The organism is Telluria sp. Soil_C_11 (assembly GCF_057657395.1).
On the sequence record NZ_JBDGIN010000001.1, the window covers coordinates 196,540 to 211,330 of the forward strand.

General features: G+C 63.4%; 14 protein-coding genes and 2 tRNA genes. 10 read left to right on the top strand and 6 right to left on the bottom strand.

Going from position 1 to position 14,791, the window contains the following annotated elements; all coding sequences use genetic code 11:
- Positions 1 to 11: 11 nt before the first annotated feature.
- Positions 12 to 179 carry a 50S ribosomal protein L33 gene (gene rpmG / locus AC3A6M_RS00875; RefSeq protein ID WP_005665735.1) on the top strand — a complete coding sequence of 56 codons (168 nt, stop codon included), beginning with the start codon at positions 12 to 14 and terminating at the stop codon, positions 177 to 179.
- A gap of 166 nt (positions 180 to 345) precedes the next feature.
- Positions 346 to 1,458 carry a hypothetical protein gene (locus AC3A6M_RS00880; RefSeq protein WP_487850871.1) on the top strand — a complete coding sequence of 371 codons (1,113 nt, stop codon included), beginning with the start codon at positions 346 to 348 and terminating at the stop codon, positions 1,456 to 1,458.
- Between the two features lie 89 nt (positions 1,459 to 1,547).
- Here the strand turns inward: AC3A6M_RS00880 and AC3A6M_RS00885 are convergent, their stop codons facing one another.
- From AC3A6M_RS00885 to AC3A6M_RS00905, 5 genes are all read right to left on the bottom strand, one after another.
- Complete coding sequence (locus AC3A6M_RS00885; protein WP_487850872.1) at positions 1,548 to 2,759, bottom strand: DesA family fatty acid desaturase; 1,212 nt, start codon at positions 2,757 to 2,759, stop codon at positions 1,548 to 1,550.
- A 118-nt stretch (positions 2,760 to 2,877) separates the two neighbouring features.
- Positions 2,878 to 4,203, bottom strand: a complete 1,326-nt coding sequence (locus AC3A6M_RS00890) for a mechanosensitive ion channel family protein (protein WP_487850873.1) — start codon at positions 4,201 to 4,203, stop codon at positions 2,878 to 2,880.
- An 18-nt stretch (positions 4,204 to 4,221) separates the two neighbouring features.
- Positions 4,222 to 5,529 carry an RsmB/NOP family class I SAM-dependent RNA methyltransferase gene (locus tag AC3A6M_RS00895; protein WP_487850874.1) on the bottom strand — a complete coding sequence of 436 codons (1,308 nt, stop codon included), beginning with the start codon at positions 5,527 to 5,529 and terminating at the stop codon, positions 4,222 to 4,224.
- Positions 5,530 to 5,542: 13 nt separating this feature from the next.
- On the bottom strand, positions 5,543 to 6,160 hold the full coding sequence (purN, locus tag AC3A6M_RS00900; protein WP_487850875.1) for a phosphoribosylglycinamide formyltransferase: 618 nt from the start codon (positions 6,158 to 6,160) through the stop codon (positions 5,543 to 5,545).
- Between the two features lie 181 nt (positions 6,161 to 6,341).
- Entirely contained in the window at positions 6,342 to 6,794 is a 453-nt protein-coding gene (locus tag AC3A6M_RS00905; RefSeq protein ID WP_487850876.1) for a barstar family protein, read from the bottom strand.
- A gap of 281 nt (positions 6,795 to 7,075) precedes the next feature.
- On the opposite strand from AC3A6M_RS00905, the gene AC3A6M_RS00910 reads away from it, so the two are divergent.
- The 7 genes from AC3A6M_RS00910 to AC3A6M_RS00940 all read left to right on the top strand — a co-directional run bounded on the left by AC3A6M_RS00910 (position 7,076) and on the right by AC3A6M_RS00940 (position 13,551).
- Entirely contained in the window at positions 7,076 to 7,591 is a 516-nt protein-coding gene (locus tag AC3A6M_RS00910) for a glycine zipper 2TM domain-containing protein (RefSeq protein WP_487850877.1), read from the top strand.
- A gap of 143 nt (positions 7,592 to 7,734) precedes the next feature.
- A complete protein-coding gene (locus AC3A6M_RS00915) occupies positions 7,735 to 8,547 on the top strand; it encodes a spermine/spermidine synthase domain-containing protein (RefSeq protein ID WP_487850878.1) in 813 nt (270 codons plus the stop codon).
- Between the two features lie 4 nt (positions 8,548 to 8,551).
- Positions 8,552 to 10,354 (top strand): type IV pilus assembly ATPase TfpB, encoded by a 1,803-nt coding sequence (gene tfpB / locus AC3A6M_RS00920; protein ID WP_487850879.1) that lies wholly within the window; start codon positions 8,552 to 8,554, stop codon positions 10,352 to 10,354.
- A 56-nt stretch (positions 10,355 to 10,410) separates the two neighbouring features.
- Positions 10,411 to 10,486: transfer RNA gene (locus AC3A6M_RS00925), tRNA-Lys, on the top strand.
- A 147-nt stretch (positions 10,487 to 10,633) separates the two neighbouring features.
- On the top strand, positions 10,634 to 11,023 hold the full coding sequence (locus AC3A6M_RS00930; protein ID WP_487850880.1) for a hypothetical protein: 390 nt from the start codon (positions 10,634 to 10,636) through the stop codon (positions 11,021 to 11,023).
- 164 nt (positions 11,024 to 11,187) lie between these two features.
- Positions 11,188 to 11,263: transfer RNA gene (locus AC3A6M_RS00935), tRNA-Lys, on the top strand.
- Between the two features lie 146 nt (positions 11,264 to 11,409).
- Positions 11,410 to 13,551 (top strand): PAS domain-containing hybrid sensor histidine kinase/response regulator, encoded by a 2,142-nt coding sequence (locus tag AC3A6M_RS00940; protein ID WP_487850881.1) that lies wholly within the window; start codon positions 11,410 to 11,412, stop codon positions 13,549 to 13,551.
- A 26-nt stretch (positions 13,552 to 13,577) separates the two neighbouring features.
- Here AC3A6M_RS00940 and AC3A6M_RS00945 read toward each other — a convergent pair whose 3' ends face one another.
- Positions 13,578 to 13,955, bottom strand: coding sequence for a GYD domain-containing protein (locus tag AC3A6M_RS00945; RefSeq protein ID WP_487850882.1), 378 nt, complete (start codon positions 13,953 to 13,955; stop codon positions 13,578 to 13,580).
- Between the two features lie 132 nt (positions 13,956 to 14,087).
- Here AC3A6M_RS00945 and AC3A6M_RS00950 point away from each other — a divergent pair, with 132 nt between their 5' ends.
- Complete coding sequence (locus AC3A6M_RS00950; protein ID WP_487850883.1) at positions 14,088 to 14,723, top strand: outer membrane beta-barrel protein; 636 nt, start codon at positions 14,088 to 14,090, stop codon at positions 14,721 to 14,723.
- Positions 14,724 to 14,791: the final 68 nt, after the last annotated feature.

Sequence of the window (14,791 nt, forward strand, 5' to 3'; positions counted from 1 at the left end):
AGGGAGCTATCATGGCAAAAACTGGCCGCGACAAGATCAAACTGGAATCGACCGCAGGTACCGGTCACTTCTACACCACGACCAAGAACAAGCGCACGATGCCGGCGAAGATGGAAATCACCAAATTCGACCCGAAAGCACGTAAGCACGTGATCTACAAAGAAACCAAGATCAAGTAATCTCGTTTCTTCGGTCCAGAAAAGCCGCCCACTTCGCAGTGCGCGGCTTTTTTGTTTGTTGACCCGGATCAGACCACCCTCGAACTGCCCCGCTCCCCGCCGGCAGGCTCGCTATAGTCGAGCCCGTCTGCCGACCGCCCCGGCCGGCGCTCCTGGAGGAAAAACCATGCGGCGCGCACCCCGGTTTCTGCTCACCCTGCTCATCCCCGGCCTGCTGGCCGCCTGCTCCACGCCCTACCGCCCACCGATCGTCGTGCGCGACAGCACGCCCTTCCCCGGCATCGCGAATCTCGTCCAGGCCGGCGGCGGACGCCCGCTCGATGTCATCCTGGTGCACGGCATGTGCACCCACGATGCCGCCTGGGCCAACCACGGCATCGACCGCATCGCCGGCGTGGTGTCGGCGAACGTTCCGGAACAGGCGGCGCTCGGCGCCAACGGCATCCAGCTCATCGAGCGCACCCAGCAGATCGGCAACACGCCGGTGCGCTTCCACGCCCTGGTCTGGTCGCGCCTGACGGCGCAGCTCAAGCGCCAGCTCGACTATGACAATACCGGCACCAGCAGCGACTGTTCCGCCGCGGGCGTTCCGGCCGGCGAGTGCAAGCCGGCGCGCGCCTGGCTGAACGGCTACGTCAAGGACAGGCTGCTGAACGACTGCCTGTCCGACGCCGTGATCTACGAGGGCGCCAGCCGGAATGCGATCCGCGACGCCATGATCGAGTCGATCTCGCGCATCCTCGAAAGCAATCCGAACGGCGACCACACCCTGGCGGTGGTCGCCGAAAGCCTGGGCAGCAAGATCCTGTTCGACGCCTTGAGCAGCATGCTCGAATCGCGCCAGCCGCGCATCCGGGAAATGGGCCAGCAGGCCGCGCGGCGCCTGGGCCTGGTGTTCATGGCCGGCAACCAGCTGCCCATCCTGGGCCTGTCCGAACAGGACATCGAACGCCGGCCGGATAGCCGCTCGGCCGCGGCGCCGGATGCGCTGCAACGCTTCCTCGAACTGCGCCGCCGCCAGGCGCCATTGCGCGCGGAACCGGTCGCCCGCCTGGCCGTGGTCGCCTTCACCGACCCGAACGACCTGCTGTCCTACCGCCTGCTGCCGGCCCGCTACGCGGCGCCGGACGTGGCGGTGGCGGATGCGCTGGTGTCGATCGACACGACCTGGCTGGGCCTGATCGAAAACCCGGTGTCGGCGCATATGGATTACCTGGCGAATCCGGGCGTGGCGGAGCTGATTGCTTGCGGGTTTCCGAAAACGGGGGGGTGCCGGTAAAGCAAACAAACTTGGGTTCCCGCCTTCGCGGGAACGACGGAAATGAAAATGGCTCCCGAAGGAGCCATTATCATTTGCTGCCCTAATGCTTACGCATAGCTGCGCAAGCGCATCGAAAACTCCTGCAGCGCCTTGATGCCCGAGGCTTCGGCGCGGGTGCACCAGTCCTGCAGCTGTTGCAGCAGCTGGTCGCGGGTGGAGTGCGAACGTTCCCAGATCGCGCCCAGTTCCACGCGCATCTGGTGCATGGTTTCCAGCACCTTGCTGTGCTCGAACAACTCGCTCAGCTGGGCCTGTTGCGGGGCCTGCAGCTTGGCCGGCTCGCGCTGCATCAGCTTGCGCGAGGTCTTCAGGAAACGCGATTCCAGTTCGGCCTTGTGCTTCAGGTGCTCGACTTCTTCGCGGAAGGCGGCCTTCACCGACTTGGCGTACTTGGCCATCACGTCGTAGCGGTTGGTGATGACGGATTGCAGCGTATCGAGGTCGGCTTCCAGCTTGTTCTTGGCCAGCTTCGGCTTCGGAATCGTCTTCTTGACCTTGGCCAGGCCGACCATTTCCATCATGCGGATGTAGGCGTAGCCGATGTCGAACTCGTACCACTTGCTCGACAGCTTGGCCGAGGTGGCGAAGGTGTGGTGGTTGTTGTGCAGCTCTTCGCCGCCGATCAGGATACCCCAGGGAATCAGGTTGCACGCAGCATCGTTGCAGTCGTAGTTGCGGTAGCCGGTCCAGTGGCCCAGGCCGTTGATGATGCCGGCCGCGGTGATCGGGATCCACAGCATCTGCACGGCCCAGATGGTGATGCCGGCCACGCCGAACAGCGCTACGTTGAACGGCAGCAGCATCGACACGCCGAGCCAGCTGTACTTGGTGTACAGCTTCTTCTCGATCCAGTCGTTCGGGCAACCGTGGCCATACTTTTCCAGGGTTTCCAGGTTCTTGGTCTCCGCGCGGTACAGCTCGGCGCCTTCCAGCAGGACTTTCTTGATGCCGCGGGTGACCGGGCTATGCGGATCTTCGGCGGTCTCGCACTTGGCGTGGTGCTTGCGGTGCACCGCAGCCCATTCCTTGGTCACCTGGCCAGTGGTCAGCCACAGCCAGAAACGGAAGAAATGGCTGACGATCGGATGCAGGTCCAGCGCGCGGTGCGCCTGGTGACGGTGCAGGTAGATGGTGACGCCGGCAATCGTGATGTGGGTCACGATGAGCGTGTACACGACCATCTGCCAACCCGACAGATCGGCCAAGCCACCGTCCAGGAAGGACAGGACGGCTTGGAAGATGTTGCTCAGAAAATTCATTAACACTCCAGAATGGATGGCTTGCGATCGCCGAAATGTCATACGCATCGCATGACGCACACCGCATTTTACGCGTATCTACTGCCCTGCGGCACGTCAGGACGCAATGAGGACAGGGTTAATTGTGAATCCGTGCCACAACCGATGCTATATGCGCATCAAGGAGGCGAGTATCAAGTGACGGGATGCCAAGTTTGATGTCGCCGGACTGCACCAGGGCATAGATTTTCTTGTTGATTTCGGACACTACGCCGCCCTGCCCGTTTTCCGGATCGCCGATCCAGAAGCCCAGGTCGAGCTCGTAGCCTTCCGGGGCGAAGCGGCTCAGCGAGACCCCGGGCGCGGGATGTTCCAGCACCCGCGGCGTCCCGGCGGCCTGGGCCACCAGCAGCGGCATCACCTGGTCGAGGTCGGAGCCGTAGGCCACCATCAGCTTGGTCGAGGCCCGCACCGCGCGCATGCTGAGCGTCTGGTTCAGCACCGGCCCCGAGATCAGCATCTCGTTCGGCAGCACGGTTTCGACGCCATCCAGGCCCTGCAGGACCGTGTAGCGGGTGTTGATCTGGGTGACCTTGCCGGCGTACTTGTCGACCGAGATCATGTCGCCGATCGACAGGCTGCGCTCGATCAGGATGATGAAGCCGGACACGTAATTGCTGGCGATGCGCTGCATGCCCAGGCCGAGGCCGACGCCGAGCGCGCCGCCGAACACGGACAGGACGGTGAGGTCGATGCCGACCAGGCTCAGGCTCAGCAGCACGGAGCCGACGATCAGGACCGCGCGGCCGACCCGCGCCAGCGCCACGCGCAGCGAGCTGTGCAGGGCCTGCACGCCCATCAGGCGCTCTTCCAGCGCGGCGCCGGCCCATAGCGCCAGCATCATCAGTATCGCTACCGAGGCGACGCCTTGCAGGATATCGAACAGGGATACCCGCTCGGTCCGCTTGGGACCGTATTTCAGCTGGTAACTGTCGAGGAGGTCGAAGATGTCCGGCCACATGCCGGTGATGTACAGCGCCACCGCCAGCCACACCACGAGGGCGAAGATCTTTTCGAAGGTGACGAAGGCCTCGCCCAGCTGGCCGTGGCGCGCGAACACGCGCCGCAGCAGGTAGAAGGCGAGGCGGATCACGACCAGCGACCAGAACACCGGAATCGCCACCTTCACGATGTTGGTGTGGAATCGGTGCCCGGCCAGCAGCGCGCTGGACAGGTACAGCAGGCCGACCACCAGCAGCGGCGCCACCACGCGCGCCAGGCTTTCCATGCCGATGTGCGGCGCGGTGATGCCCCGCGCGGCGCGGCGCCGGCGCCACCAGAACTGCAACAGCCCCGCCACCAGCCAGCCCAGCGCGATGCTGGCGGCGATGGACCCGACCTGCCACGGCATGCCGGGGCGGCTCAGGTCATCGAGGAGGTCGTCGATCAGGCTGGTCAGCGGCATGCGGTCGGCGCGGTCGGATTACTCTTCGGCGTCGGCGGCGTCTTCCGCCTTGACGGCCTTGGCAGCGGCCTTGCGCTCGAACACGGCGGCGAAGAAGCCGTCGGTGCCATGCTTGTGCGGCAGCATCTTCAGGGTATCGCCCATCTCCAGCGGGATGCGCTGCTCGGCCAGCACCTTGTTCATCGGAACCAGTTCGAAGTCCGGGTGGCTGGCCAGGAATTGCGCGACGATGCCGTCGTTTTCCTCATCCAGCAGGCTGCAGGTCGCGTAGACCAGGCGGCCGCCGAACTTCACCAGGCGCGAGGCGCCGTCCAGGATCGAGATCTGCTTTTCGGTCAGCTCGGCGATGCCTTCCGGCTGCTGGCGCCATTTCACGTCCGGATTGCGGCGCAGCGTGCCCATGCCCGAGCACGGCGCATCGACCAGCACGCGGTCGATCTTGCCGGCCAGGCGCTTGACCTTGGCGTCGCGCTCGTGGGCGATGACGACCGGGTGCACGTTCGACAGGCCGCTGCGCGCCAAACGCGGCTTCAGCTTCGACAGGCGTTTTTCCGAGACGTCGAAGGCGTACAGACGGCCGGTGCTGCGCATGATCGCGCCGATCGCCAGCGTCTTGCCGCCGGCGCCGGCGCAGAAGTCGACCACCATCTCGCCGCGGCGCGCGCCCAGCAGCTGGGCCAGCACCTGGCTGCCCTCGTCCTGGACTTCGATCGCGCCTTCCTTGAACAGCGGCAGGTTCTGCAGGGCCGGCTTCTTCATGATGCGCAGGCCGGTCGGCGCATACGGCGTCGGCTCGGCCACGATCGGGGCCGTGGCCAGCTCGGCGATCACCTTCTCGCGGTCGGTCTTCAGGGTGTTGACGCGCAGGTCCAGCGGCGCGGGCGTGTTCAGCACCGCGGCCAGCTGCAGGGTTTCTTCTTCGCCGTACTGGGCGACGAACTTGTCGTACAGCCAGTCGGGCAGGTTGGCGCGCTTCTTCGGCGGCAGCAGCGAGCGGTCGATTTCCTTGATGCGGGCCAGGAAGGCGTTTTCGTCCTCGGTCAGGCCGCCCAGCGACTCCGCGCCGACGGCCTCGGCCATGCCGAGCAGGACCAGGCGGCGCATGGTGGCGCTGGCGCCGGTGCCGAAGCCACCGAATTCCGTGAAGAAGTTCTTGTTGCGCAGGATGGAATAGACGCATTCGGCGATGGCGCCGCGCTCGCGGCCGCCGAGGCGGGGATGGTCCTTGAAGTAGCGCGACAGGGTGACGTCGGCGGGCGACGTGAAGCGCAGGATCTCGCGCAATACTTCTTCAGCATTGCCGAGAATCGCGGGTGGCAATCTCATGTGTTTCCTTGGTTTAAATACTGGTGGTCTCGGCGATGCGGACTTCGCCGTCGGCGATGCGCAGCCTGTCTTCGACGAACAGGCGCACCGCTTGCGGATAAATGACGTGTTCCTCGGCCAGCAGGCGCTGCGCGAGATCGTCCTCGGTATCGCCCGGCCGCACGGGAATGCGCGCCTGCAGGACGGTCGGACCATGGTCCAGCTCGGCGGTGACGAAGTGGACGGTGGCGCCATGCTCGGCCACCCCTGCCGCCAGCGCCTGCCGGTGCGTGTGCAGTCCGGGGAACAGCGGCAGCAGCGAGGGATGGATGTTCAGCATGCGGCCGGCATAGTGCTCGACGAAGCCTGCGGTGAGGATGCGCATGAAGCCGGCAAGCACCACCAGGTCGGGCTGGAAGCCGTCGATGGTTTCCTGCAGGGCGGCGTCGAAGGCTTCGCGCGAAGCGAAGGCCTTGTGGTCGACCACGGCGGTCGGGATGCCGTGCGCCTGCGCGAATGCGAGCCCCTTTGCGTCGGGCTTATTGCTGATCACGGCGGCAATCCTGGCCGGCCACTGCTGCGCTTCCCGCGCACGCACGATGGCCTCCATATTGCTGCCTCGGCCAGAAATAAGGATCACGATATTTTTCATAAGCGAGCATTGTAACCCGAGGCTGGGGGTGGGCCAATGGAAAGGAATGGTAAGAACCGTCGTTCCCGCGCAGGCGGGAACCCAATTTCTGCTTAAGTTAACAAAGCGCTTGCAAACTTGGGTCCCCGCGTTCGCGGGGACGACGTCGAGTCGCGGCGGCGACGTTTAGGTGTTGCGGGCTTTATTGCTCGAACGGCCTTGCCCCGACCCACCCCACCGACTGCGGCGATTGCGGTTCTTCGAACGAATAAAACACGCGGAACGGGACTTTTTTCTCGGCCCAGAATTCGGCCGCGTCGCGGAAGACGTCGAGCAGGGTTTCGCGGGCTTCCTTGTCGAATTTTTGCGTATTCGGCAATTGATCGAGCACGGCGATGAAGCCCGGCTGCGGTCCGGCCTCGGCAATCACATTGGTGATGCAATTACGCAACGCATCGAAATTCTTGCTGCACTGGCGGGGGAAGGTGAATTGCTCCCCGATGCGGGCGCAGACTTGCTGTTTGGTGAGGGCGTTGGCGCAATGAGCATAGAGGAAGTGATGGCCAAGGCGGCCTGCTTCCTTCTGCAGTTCCGTGGCGCGATAAGCCCGGATCGACTGCACAAGATTAGGCGGCACTCTCATCAACAAACTCATTTTCCCCTCAAGTTTCCCACCGTTAAAACCCTTAGTCCCGTAAGGGTAACGTTTTGTAGTATCTGAATCAACCCGAATATGGCCGAGCAGCCAAGATTTCTGACAATTGCAGGGCTTTTTCAGCCTGTATTAAGGCTTTTTACACCTTTTTTCGCTGAAGAGATGTATCTGTATATCTCCTTCCGGCTGTTACAATTTGTTGCCACACGGATCGCTTCAGGTCGTCAACTAGCGGTAACATTCAGTTGTGGCAGTAAAAGTCTACTAACCGAGGTACGAAAATGAACTTCAAAGCCAAACTGATTCTTTCCGCTCTGGGCGTGTGCGCCCTGCCGCTGGCCCAGGCTGGCGATTTCGAAGATTTCGGCCAGGTCGTGCGTGTACAGCCGCGTATCGAGCAGATCCGCAGCCCGCGCCGCGAATGCCGCACCGATTACGTGCAGGCCCCGGTCCAGCAACAGCGCGGCCAGGGCGGCTCGGTGGTCGGCGGTATCGCCGGCGCCCTGCTCGGCAGCCAGGTCGGCAGCGGTAACGGCAAGGTCGCCGCAGCGGCCGCCGGCGCGATCGCCGGCGCCATGGTCGGCGACCACGTCGAGAACGACGGCCGCAGCAACTATGCCGGCACCCAGGAACAGGCCGTGCAGCGCTGCCGCACCGTGGAAGCGGTCGAACAGCGCACCAACGGCTACGACGTGACCTACGACTACCGCGGCCACACCTACACCACCGTGATGAACCGCGATCCGGGCAACCGCGTCCGCGTGCGCGTCTCGGTCGAAGCGGACCCGTACCAGTAATCTGTTCTACCGGCCCGGAGGACTCCCCTCTTCTCCGCGCCGTCGGTTCCTCCCGCAGCATCAGCCTGCTGCTCTTCCCCGGTGCGTTGCTTGCACTGGGGAAGCCTCCCCCCGATAATAGGATGTTCCCTTCAGGTCGTCCTATGCTCATCAAACGCAAATCCATCGAACAGGCCGAATCCTCGCGCCGCCCCGCCTCCGCGCCCGCCGCCGCCAAGCCGTCGCGCAAGCCGAAATTCGCTCCCGTCACCCTGTCCGAACAGGACGGCGTGCGCTACCTGCACTTCGGCACCGAATGGGTCCAGGGCGCGATGCGGATCCGCAAACCGGACTGGCCGGAGCTCGAATACGCGCAGCAGATGATGGCCTGGATGCTGTTCATCGAGCAGCCGCGCGCCATCGCCCAACTGGGCCTGGGCGCCGCCACGCTCACCAAGTTCTGCTACCGCCAATTCCCACAGGCGCTGGTGACCGCGGTCGAACTGAACCCGTCCGTGATCGCGATCTGCTCCTCGATGTTCAAGCTGCCGCCCGACGACGAGCACCTGCAGGTGCTGGAGATGGATGCGATGGACTTCGTGCAGGACGACGCCAACCATGAAGCCTTCGACGTGCTGCAGTGCGACCTGTACGACGCCACCGCGCGCGGCCCGGTGCTCGACACGCCCGAGTTCTACCTGGCCTGCAACGCCTGCCTGGCGGAGGGCGGCGTCATGACGGTCAACCTGTTCGGCGACCACCCGAGCTTCAAGAAGAACATCAAGGCGATGCGCTTCGCCTTCGAACAGGTGATCTGCCTGCCGGAAGTCCACGACGGCAACGTGGTCGCGCTGTGCTTCAAGAACAAGCCCGACCTCGACCCGGAACGCCTGGCCGCCCGCGCCGCGCAGATCGTGGCCGCCACCAAACTGCCGGCCAAGTCCTGGGTCAAGGGACTGCAGGCCGGCATCGCCTGACGCCATGAACGCCCCGACCACCGCATCGAAGTCCACCCGCCCCAGGGCGCTCGACCTGCAGACCATCTTTTCGTGGCTACTGGCCGACGGCATCGTCGAGAAGTCGACGGTCAAGCCGCACTTTTCGCAGGCCCAGGGCATCCTCAAGAATGCGGTCGGCTCGATGCATCCGCTTACCGCGGTCGCCCAGTGCAAGATCGTCTCCGCCAGGCCGCCGCACCGGCTGCTGACCCTGGACGTGCTGGGCGAGTGGTGCGCGGGCAAGGTCGGCCTGCCCTTCCTGCGCATCGATCCTCTGAAGATCGACTTCACCAAGGTCGCGGACGTGATGTCGGCCAGCTATGCGGCGCGCTTCAACATCCTGCCGGTCGAGCTCAAGGGCGATACGCTGGTGGTGGCGACCGCCGATCCCTTCCACACCGAGTGGCAGGACGAGATCGGCCGCATCTCGCGCCGCCGCATCGAACTGGTGCTGGCCAATCCGCTCGACATCGCCCAGTACATCTCGCAGTTCTTCAGCCTCGCCAAGTCGATCCGCGACGCCAACAAGTCGAGCGGCCAGGACCTCGCGCTGCGCAACAACTTCGAGCAGCTGGTCGAACTGGGCAAGACCAACAAGCAGGTCGACGCCAACGACCAGCATATCGTCAACATCGTCGACTGGCTGTGGAGCTACGCCTTCGACCAGCGCGCCTCCGACATCCACCTGGAACCGAAGCGCGAGTTCGGCGTGATCCGCTTCCGCATCGACGGCGTGCTGCACCAGGTCTACCAGGTGCCGGCGGTGGTAATGATCGCCATGACCGCGCGCATCAAGCTGCTGGGCCGGATGGACGTCATCGAAAAACGCCGCCCGCAGGATGGCCGCATCAAGACCAAGACCGGCGGCGGCCAGGAGGTGGAGCTGCGCCTGTCGACCATGCCGACCGCGTTCGGCGAGAAACTGGTGATGCGTATCTTCGACCCGGAAGTGGTCGTCAAGACCCTGCCGGAGCTGGGCTTCCCGCCCGACGACGCGCAGCGCTGGGATGAACTGACCAAGCGCCCGCACGGCATCATCCTGGTGACCGGGCCGACCGGCTCGGGCAAGACCACGACCCTGTACACGACCCTGAAGGCGCTCGCCACCAGCGAGGTCAACGTCTGCACGGTTGAGGACCCGATCGAGATGGTCGAAGCGTCGTTCAACCAGATGCAGGTCCAGCCCGGCATCGACCTGTCCTTCGCCGACGGCGTGCGCGCGCTGATGCGCCAGGACCCGGACATCATCATGGTCGGCGAGATCCGCGACCTGGAGACGGCCGAGATGGCGATCCAGGCCGCGCTGACCGGCCACCTGGTGCTCTCGACCCTGCACACCAACGACGCCCCGTCGAGCGTGATGCGCCTGCTGGAGCTGGGCGTACCCTGGTACCTGCTGGGCTCGACCCTGAGCGGCATCATGGCCCAGCGCCTGGTGCGCACCCTGTGCCCGCACTGCAAGAGCCCGGACGGCGAACTGTCGGACGAAGTCTGGGACAGCATAGTCGGGGCCCTGGAAATCCCGAAACCGGCGACTGTCTACCGCCCGGTCGGCTGCCCGGAATGCCGCCAGACCGGCTTCCGCGGCCGCACCGGCATCTATGAGCTGGCGACGGTGACGGAAGCGTTTTCCCACCTGATCCGGGAAGTGACGGACCTGGCGGCACTGCGCCAGCAGAGCGTGCTCGACGGCATGAAGCCGCTGCGCATCGCCGGGGCGTACAAGGTTGTCGAAGGGGTGACGACGGCGGAAGAGGTGCTAAAAGTCACCTCGGCATTGTCCTGATGTTCACGTACCTCTAGCGTAAATCAAAACGGCCCGCTATAATGCGTGCCTTCTTCGGGTCGTTAGCTCAGTTGGTAGAGCAGCGGACTTTTAATCCGTTGGTCGCTGGTTCGAGCCCAGCGCGGCCTACCAAGATTCAACGAAAACGCCAGCCTTCGGGTTGGCGTTTTCGTTTTTGATTCCGCTGAGAATCAAAAGTTGGCTACAGTCAACACCCTCTTTCGCGGTCTTCCCTACACTCGGTACGTCACCTTCCCAACCACCGAAATGGAGCGACCCATGCGAGCACTTTCCATCTTCCTGGCGGCTGCCGCCCTGCTGACGACCGTGAGCACGGCCCACGCCGAAGCGGGATCGGCCGAACCACGCCACGCCACCACACAACAGATGGCTCAGGTCACGGGCGTGTACAGGCTCAGCGATGGCAGCCGCGCCGAACTCTACGTGCTCGAAGGGCGCCTCTATGTAAGGATCGGGCGCGGCCAGCAGAAGGAACTCGATCTGGCTGGAACGGACCGCTTTGCCTCGAGCGACGGCAAGATATCGATCCAGTTCAGCTCCGAACCCGACACCGACCGCATCGTGCTCGCGCAGGACCCTTCCATCGTCCGGCAGGAAACGATCCGCCTCGCGTCGAACGAGCGCGCGGGACGCGGCGGCGCAAACTAAGACTTTTTTGCCCCGAAAGCCCACGACGACGGTTCGTGGGCTTTTTGCTTTCATGCCCCGCCCAGACGAAACCGGGACGCCGTCGCCAAGCTTTCAGTTGCAATAGAACAACCAGAGCCAGGGGCTTAGCAAAACCTTGCAGAGCCGCTATAATGCCGGCCTTCGGGTCGTTAGCTCAGTTGGTAGAGCAGCGGACTTTTAATCCGTTGGTCGCTGGTTCGAGCCCAGCACGGCCTACCAGAACACATGAAAAGCCCACGAATTTCGGTTCGTGGGCTTTTTGCTTTTTCTGGGCCTGCCAGCACGGCACGGTAACATGTCGGTTTGAATCGTGCGTATGTATCTTTCCTGTAAGATCTCGACAATTTCATCACTTACAGTTGACCGTGGAAAACCATCGCCTGATCGATCTGGAGGACTTGTGCAACAACGCTACGGTAGCACTGTTTGTCATGGATCACCTGCAATATTGCGTGTACATGAATCCTGCGGCAGAGCAGCTGACGGGCTATACCCTTGCTGAAGTACAAGGTGCTCCACTGCATGAATTCGTCCATCACACCCGCCCGGATGGAAGCCATTACCCGCTTGCGGAATGCCCGATCGATCGCGCGGCTCCTGCCGATATGCAGGAACAGGGCGAAGAGGTTTTCGTACACAAGGACGGCACCTTTTATCCGGTAACATTTACCGCCAGCCCCATCCGTCGACAGGGCCAGGTAGTGGGGACGGTCATCGAAGTGCAGGATGCCCGCACGGTACGCAAACAAGAGCACGAACGCGAAGCGCTGTACCAGATTGGCCTGCTGATTTTACAAGAACTCGACCACGGAAAAATTGTGCAGGCAGTGACCGATACGGCAACCAGCCTGACGGGCGCGCAGTTCGGCGCCTTTTTCTACAACGTACGTGACCAGGCCGGAGAGTCGTATACCTTGTATACCATCTCCGGCGTACCGAAGGAACACTTCTCCAAGTTCCCACTGCCCCGCAATACCCATCTGTTCGGCCCGACGTTCCGGGGCGAAGGCGCAATCCGCAGCGACGACATACTGGCGGATCCGCGCTACGGAAAAATGGCTCCGCATCACGGCATGCCGCCGGGGCATCTGCCGGTACGTTCCTATCTGGCCGTTCCGGTCACGTTCGGTAACGGTGAGGTCATCGGTGGCTTGTTCTTCGGTCACGAGCACCTCGCGGTGTTCAAGGAAGAACACGAACGGCTGGTGGAGACCCTTGCGGCACAGGCGGCAATTGGCCTGAACAAGGCATCGTTGTACCAGGACGCCGTGTTCGCGCAGCACCGCGCGGAGCTGGAAGCCGTCGAAAAGCAGAGATTGTACGAAGAGGCGGCACGGGCAAACGAAGCAAAGGACCAGTTCCTCGCAACCGTCTCGCACGAATTGAGGACGCCCCTCACCTCCATCCTGGGATGGTCCCAGATGCTGACTTCCGGCCGCCTGGACAGTGCCATGGCGCAGCGCGCGATCGAGACCATCGAGCGCAATGCCCGGGCCCAAGCCCAGATCGTGGAAGACCTGCTCGATATTTCGCGTATCGTTAGCGGCAAGCTGCGCCTGAATGTGCAGCTTTTCTCGCCACAGGCCTCGCTCGAAGCCGCCGTGGAGGCACTACGTCCAGCGGCCATGGCAAAATCGGTCGCACTGCAGGTCGTGACCGATCCGCTGGCCGGACCGGTTTCCGGCGATCCGGAACGCTTGCAGCAGATCATCTGGAATCTCCTGTCCAATGCCATCAAGTTCACGCCAAAGGGTGGACGTGTACACCTTGCCCTGCAACGGCACCATTCGAATGTCCATGTCGTCGTGACGGACAACGGGGCCGGCATCCCGTCGGAATATCTGCCGCGGATTTTCGACAGCTTCACCCAAGTGGACTCTTCGTCGAGCCGCAAGCATGGCGGGCTTGGGCTTGGTCTGGCGATCGTCAAGAAACTGGTCGAATTGCATGGCGGTACCGTAAGCGCGTATAGCGATGGACTGGGCAAGGGCGCATCGTTTACTGTCTGCCTGCCGCTGGCCCCCCTGGCGACCCGTTCCGCGGCTGCGGCATCGCATGAACCGGCGGCACAGTCCTACCCCATTCCACTCAATACAGAAGAGTTTGGATTGGCAGGTGTGGTTGTGCTCCTGGTCGAAGACGACGACGACGCGCGAAACATGCTGGCGTCGGTGCTGTCCAGTGCGCGCGCCGTGGTCGAAACTGCTGGCAACGCCGAGGAAGCACTGCTTCTTTGGGAAGGCATGCAACCCGATTTGATCGTCAGCGATATCGGCATGCCTGGAATGGATGGTTATGCTTTCATTACGGAAGTACGGCAGCGCGAGAAACAGAAGGGCCTGCCGGGCGTACCGGCCGTGGCGTTGACGGCCTATGCGCGCGTTCAGGACCGCATGCGCGCGCTGACAAGCGGCTTCCAGATGCACGTGGCCAAACCGGTTGAGCCTGCCGAACTATTGACAGTGCTCTCGACCTTGCGCTCCTGGCACGTGCCCCTGGGGTCATGATGGATTGATCGCCGATTTCCGGCGTTTCAATCCGCCGTCACATGCCCGCCTTCGCCTTCCCAGTTGGCGACCTCGTAGGGAATGTCGGCGCCGGGGGGTCGGTAGGTCCCGCTCTTCGTCACGGCGACGTCGATTTCCTGCGGCGTGAGCAGCACGGTCGTCTTGCACGTGGTGACCCCGGCGGCATTCACCCGGAGGGCGAGCGCAGCGGCGGCAGTGTTGTCGGGAAGCTCGCCGATGATGATGACGTCGCGGTCGCCGAACACGAAATAGAAGGCTTCGACGCGGCCGCCAAGCGAGGCGAACAGGTCGTCGACGGCTTCGCGCCGCCGGGTGCCGCCTTCCTTCATCAGGCCGTTGATCCCCTTGCTGAGATAGTTCGCTTCCACCAGATACGTGGCCATGTCGGTTCCTCGTCCGGTTGTCCTGGTGTTGGACCGTGTCGGGCGCACGGCGGTTCACCAGCCTGCCATTCCAGTATAGACGCTTACCAAATCATGACAATTATTCCGATGACCAGCTGCTATCCTGCGCGCATGAACGCATTCCGTTTCGCATTTGCCGCGGCCGTTCTGGCCGCCAGCGGCGCCCACGGGCAGCCGGTGGATCCGCCATCCCAGGCCCGGCTGGAGTCCCGGCCGTCGCCGGAAGCCAGGGCATTCGCCAGGATCCCGGCGCCCTTCGAGCGCGCCTACATGGCCGACGAGGCCGAGCATCCGTACACCAGACTCTTCGATGGCTACCGCAGCGATCCCCGGCTCGTCGCCGGCATCAACCTGAACCGCTATCTCGCGCTCGAAGCGGGCTACCGGGAACGCAAGGACCGCGGTTTCCACGCAATCGACCCGCGCGATCCCCTCGACACCACGGGCGCGCTCGGCGCCAAGGGCTTCCACGGCTATCTCGCCGTCAAGGCAACGGCGCCGCTTACCGACAAGCTCTCGGCCTACGGCGCGCTGGGCATGGCCCACAGCGAACGCCGGGGCGCCGACGCCTTCGGCAGGGACGACAACGCCGATACCGGCCTGTATACCCGGCTCGGTGCGCAGTACAGGTTGAACGAGAAAGCGTCGGTGACCGTGGAAAGCCAGAACTACGGCAATACTTCCCAGAAATGGGGCAAGGACACAAACGGGAACGGCGTGAACGCCAGGTTCAAGCTCGGTTTCTGAGCCGGCATCGGCCGGTCGGCAAGGCGTAAAAAAACGCCGGACCGTGCGCGGCTGGGCGCAGGGTCCGG

Excerpts from the sequence above, each read along its gene's own strand:
- rpmG (WP_005665735.1), top strand. The coding sequence starts at position 12 with ATGGCAAAAACTGGCCGCGACAAGATCAAACTGGAATCGACCGCAGGT.
- AC3A6M_RS00890 (WP_487850873.1), bottom strand. The coding sequence starts at position 4,203 with ATGCCGCTGACCAGCCTGATCGACGACCTCCTCGATGACCTGAGCCGC.
- AC3A6M_RS00895 (WP_487850874.1), bottom strand. The coding sequence starts at position 5,529 with ATGAGATTGCCACCCGCGATTCTCGGCAATGCTGAAGAAGTATTGCGC.
- AC3A6M_RS00950 (WP_487850883.1), top strand. The coding sequence starts at position 14,088 with ATGAACGCATTCCGTTTCGCATTTGCCGCGGCCGTTCTGGCCGCCAGC.
- AC3A6M_RS00880 (WP_487850871.1), top strand. The coding sequence starts at position 346 with ATGCGGCGCGCACCCCGGTTTCTGCTCACCCTGCTCATCCCCGGCCTG.
- AC3A6M_RS00930 (WP_487850880.1), top strand. The coding sequence starts at position 10,634 with ATGCGAGCACTTTCCATCTTCCTGGCGGCTGCCGCCCTGCTGACGACC.
- purN (WP_487850875.1), bottom strand. The coding sequence starts at position 6,160 with ATGAAAAATATCGTGATCCTTATTTCTGGCCGAGGCAGCAATATGGAG.
- AC3A6M_RS00905 (WP_487850876.1), bottom strand. The coding sequence starts at position 6,794 with ATGAGTTTGTTGATGAGAGTGCCGCCTAATCTTGTGCAGTCGATCCGG.
- AC3A6M_RS00910 (WP_487850877.1), top strand. The coding sequence starts at position 7,076 with ATGAACTTCAAAGCCAAACTGATTCTTTCCGCTCTGGGCGTGTGCGCC.
- AC3A6M_RS00885 (WP_487850872.1), bottom strand. The coding sequence starts at position 2,759 with ATGAATTTTCTGAGCAACATCTTCCAAGCCGTCCTGTCCTTCCTGGAC.
- tfpB (WP_487850879.1), top strand. The coding sequence starts at position 8,552 with ATGAACGCCCCGACCACCGCATCGAAGTCCACCCGCCCCAGGGCGCTC.
- AC3A6M_RS00915 (WP_487850878.1), top strand. The coding sequence starts at position 7,735 with ATGCTCATCAAACGCAAATCCATCGAACAGGCCGAATCCTCGCGCCGC.
- AC3A6M_RS00945 (WP_487850882.1), bottom strand. The coding sequence starts at position 13,955 with ATGGCCACGTATCTGGTGGAAGCGAACTATCTCAGCAAGGGGATCAAC.